Source organism: Phenylobacterium sp., from assembly GCF_004799395.1.
Taxonomy (GTDB): Bacteria; Pseudomonadota; Alphaproteobacteria; order Caulobacterales; family Caulobacteraceae; genus Phenylobacterium.
Map to the genome: position 1 here is coordinate 1 of NZ_SSMZ01000068.1, position 3,196 is coordinate 3,196.

The 3,196-nt window shown below is 68.1% G+C and carries 4 protein-coding genes; all 4 read left to right on the top strand.

Going from position 1 to position 3,196, the window contains the following annotated elements:
- The coding region (locus E8A12_RS04480) for a M20/M25/M40 family metallo-hydrolase (protein ID WP_293366563.1) at positions 1–1,042 on the top strand (1,042 nt) is incomplete at its 5' end.
- Positions 1,043–1,262: 220 nt separating this feature from the next.
- Positions 1,263–2,147: a helix-turn-helix domain-containing protein gene (locus tag E8A12_RS04485; RefSeq protein ID WP_293366565.1), complete on the top strand. Its 885-nt coding sequence runs from the start codon at positions 1,263–1,265 to the stop codon at positions 2,145–2,147.
- A gap of 97 nt (positions 2,148–2,244) precedes the next feature.
- Positions 2,245–2,841 (top strand): PEPxxWA-CTERM sorting domain-containing protein, encoded by a 597-nt coding sequence (locus E8A12_RS04490; protein WP_293366567.1) that lies wholly within the window; start codon positions 2,245–2,247, stop codon positions 2,839–2,841.
- A 33-nt stretch (positions 2,842–2,874) separates the two neighbouring features.
- Positions 2,875–3,196 (top strand): hypothetical protein (locus E8A12_RS04495; RefSeq protein ID WP_293366569.1); only part of this gene is annotated, 322 nt, incomplete at its 3' end.

Here is a 3,196-nt window from a genome sequence, read left to right on the forward strand (position 1 = left end):
CGAGGAGAACGGTCAGTTCTACGGCCGCGGTGTCTCGGACATGAAGAGCCAGGACGCGATCTGGGCCGACAACATGGTACGGTACAACGCCGAGGGCCTGCGCCCGCGCAGGACGATCAAGCTGGCGCTCACCTGCGGCGAGGAAGGCGGCGGCTTCGTCAACGGCGCCAGCTGGCTGGCCCAGACCCAACGCGAGCTGATCGACGCGGAGATCGGCCTCACAGAGGGCGGCGGCGGAGATCTCGACGCGCAAGGCCACCGGCTGGCCGTCACCGTGATGGCGGACGAGAAGACCTTCAGCGCCTGGACCCTGGAGATCACCGGCCCCGGGGGCCATTCCTCCAAGCCGCGCGATGACAACATCATCATCGCCCTTGGTCAGGCGCTGGCCAACCTGAAGTCCCTGTCCTTCCCCACTGAGCTCAATGACAACAGCCGGCGCTATTTCACCGCCCTGGCGCCCCGTGTCTCACCGGAGGTCGGCGCCGCCATGCGCCGGATCCTCGTCGACCCGCAGGACCCTCAAGCCAATGCGGTCCTCAACCGCTCCGTCAGCTACCGCGCCATGCTGCGCACCACCTGCATCCCGACTCTGGTCGAAGGGGGCCACGCGCTGAACGCCCAACCTCAGCGGGCCAAGGCGACCATCAACTGCCGCACGCTGCCGGGCTCTCCCCTGGCGGCCGTCCAAGCCGCGATCCTGAAGGCCGTGGACAATCCGCAAATCTCCCTAAGTCAGGCCGTCCCCGGGATCGTCAGGCCGCCGGCCCCACCCTTGTCACCAGAGGTGCTGGGCCCGATCCAAAACGCCTCCAACACTGTTTTCCCGGGCGTTCCGGTGACGCCCATGCAGGAGACCTTCGGCACCGACGCCGGCCGGCTGACCGCCGTGGGCGTCCCGGTCTACGGCTTCTCCGGCCTGTTTCGCGGCGACGACGCCGGCAACATCCACGGCCTCAATGAGCACATCGCCGTGCAGTCGGTGATGGACGGCCGCGAGCTGATGTACCGGCTGATCAAGCTATATGCAGAGCAGAACTAGGCGCCGGGGGGCTCGCCAACTCACTACGGTCACATCCCGCAGCGCGTCAGCGCCGCGCCAGCAGGAGACCTTGGTTTACGCCCCGAAGGCGGACCTTCAACCTGTCGTCAGACGAGCGTCCGCCTTTGACCCATAGGCCCGTCCCTTCCCGCCGATTGTCTTTGACTCCGTCCGCCCGGGAGCTCATCGGCACAGTCGAGTGGCATCGAGGCAGTGCGCGTTGGGTGAGCGTGGTTTTGAGGATTGGGAGGCGCTGCCGCCGCTTTCCCCGGCCGCCTTCGAGGCCTTGCGCAGCGACCCGCGCTTCCGCGAGGCTTGCGAGACGGCGGCCCGCGCGGCGATCTCGCATTTTGCGCGCCAGGACCCGGCGACACGCTGGCTCACCAAGGACCTGGGCCGCTTCTCGCTGCACCTCGCGGCGCTGATCCTGGCCGCGGAGCCCGAAGGCCTGACCGTGTCCGCCCTGGCCGCCGCCGCCAAGGCGAACGGGACCTGCAGCCGCGGCCGCGTGCTGGCGTTCGTCGACTACGCCCTTCGGGCCGGCTTCCTCGGCTTGCCGGCGGGCGAGATGGCGTGGACCCAGCGGCGGCTCGTCGTCCACGAGGGGTTCCGCCGCTACTTCCTCGATCGCATGCGCAGCGACCTCACCGCGCTCGCGGTCGTCGCGCCGCGGACCGCCGCGGCGGCCGACCGGGTTTCGGAAATCCCCGCGTTCGACGCGGGGCTGCGGTTCATGGGGTTGCTGGCCCAGGCCCGCGGGGACCTGTTCAAGAACCCCGAGGTGCCGGTCGGTTTCTTCCTCACGCGCGACGGCGCGTTCCGGATCCTGCAATATCTGCTCCTTCAGCAGCCGCCGGGGCGCGAGCGTCTCCTTGAGACGGCCCAGGTGGATCGCTCGGAGATCGCGCGCGCTGCGGGCGTATCGAGACCGCACGTGAACAGGGTGCTGCACGAAGCCGCGGTGGCGGGCCTGATCGCCTGGCTCACCCCGCGGCGGATCCAGTTTGCGCCGGAACTGTCACAGGACCTGGAGCGCCATTACGCCTTCTCACTGCAGGCCCTGCGGCTGTTGGCGCTGCAGATCCAGGCGGCGCCGGCGACGTAGAAAAATGTCATCCTAGGGCCTTGGGCCGTCGCGACCTTAGGGTCCCTCCGGTTTCGCGTATCGCCAGGGCATGACCTAGGGCGGCTGGAGGAGTCGAATGCGTATTCGAGGCATCGCTGTCGTGGCGGCGGGCGCGTTCGTCCTGGCGGCGGGAGGCGCACACGCCGCCCAGTATTTCGTCACCATCGACTGGTCTGCGCGCAGCATCGGGCTGGGCCCCGCCGTGACGGAGACCTTCGATTTCGATACGTCTGAGGGGGCTCGTCCGACATTCAGCGCTGATGGCGGCGGCCTAGTCTACTTCCCGATTATGAACGACTCCCTTGGATTGACCGAGGTCTTTTTCGGGAACTTCTTGGACGTGACCTGCTGCTACAATTTCGGCGTCTTCGGGACCGGCAACGGAGGGTCTGTCTACCCTCCCGGCAGCGCCGACTTTGCGGATCTCTTTTCCGGCGACGCGTATTCCTCGTCTTACGATGGGGGGCCGTTGTCGACGGCGCGCTATAGCGGCACGGGCACGGACCTCGATCTGACGTCCGGCGTCACCTACCACGCTTTCTACGACAGCACCTTGACGGCCATCGCCATTCCGGAACCTGCGACATGGGCCATGATGCTCCTGGGTTTCGGCGGCTTGGGCGCGGTGTTGCGCGCGCGCCGGCGCGGGCCGAAGGTGTCGGCTGGGGCCTGACGCCGGATAGCCTGACGCCGCAGGGGCTGACGCGTGACTCTTACGGACCTGGTGAGCATTGGCGCCCTGGTCAACTGCCTGGCCGTACTGGCGTCGCCGGTCTACCCCAACATCCAGACGCGCCAGACCGTGAAGAACCAGCAGTCGCTGATGCAGCACGGCGGGCGACCGGACCGCACCCGGATCAGCGAAAGACCCACGCCCGATGGCGCGCCAAGGCTGCGCAGGACGCCGCCACGGCCCGCGCCGGCGGGCGCTGGGCGCCGGAGCAGGCCGGGCCGCGTTCTGGACCGCGCCACTAGCGGAACTTGTGGCTCAGCCGAAGAGCAGACCGCCGGCGCGATCTCATTATTAG

What these genes read in the sequence shown, in the direction of transcription:
- E8A12_RS04490 (WP_293366567.1), top strand. Translation starts at nt 2,245, where the DNA reads ATGCGTATTCGAGGCATCGCTGTCGTGGCGGCGGGCGCGTTCGTCCTG.